This window comes from Rhodanobacter spathiphylli B39, assembly GCF_000264295.1.
GTDB lineage: Bacteria > Pseudomonadota > Gammaproteobacteria > Xanthomonadales > Rhodanobacteraceae > Rhodanobacter > Rhodanobacter spathiphylli.
The window spans coordinates 1-367 of sequence record NZ_AJXT01000176.1 but is presented as its reverse complement, the minus strand read 5'-3'; the positions used below and the strand labels follow the sequence as shown (position 1 = coordinate 367).

Genomic DNA, 367 nt, shown 5'->3' with positions numbered 1-367 from the left:
TTTCAACACCATTTCTGACAAACGCAGGGTGAATTTTGAATCCTGGTTTTGGATAATCAGAAACATAATATCTTGCTTTTCTCAAATGATAGCCAATACCATCTTGAATTTTTTCAAGTTTCAAAGGAACAACCTTGTAATAAAATTTTGGTTGTTCAACCATAACCTGAACTATTGTTCCAACCGGATAAGTTACTGAATTCTTTGTAATTTCAACTGTTGTCTTACCGGTTTCACTGTACCCAGGTTCACCATAATAAGCCAAAACAACACCATCATCTGTTAAAATACACCTTTTTCTTCCACCAAAGGCATTTATACTGTCAAAATCAGCACCAGGATTTTTCCCAACTGCACCTGCAAGCCT

1 protein-coding gene is annotated in these 367 nt (G+C 36.0%); it reads right to left on the bottom strand.

Annotation, left to right across the window (positions count from 1 at the left end; genetic code table 11):
- On the bottom strand, positions 1-367 hold a 367-nt coding region (locus UU7_RS18790), incomplete at both ends, for a hypothetical protein (RefSeq protein WP_202946828.1).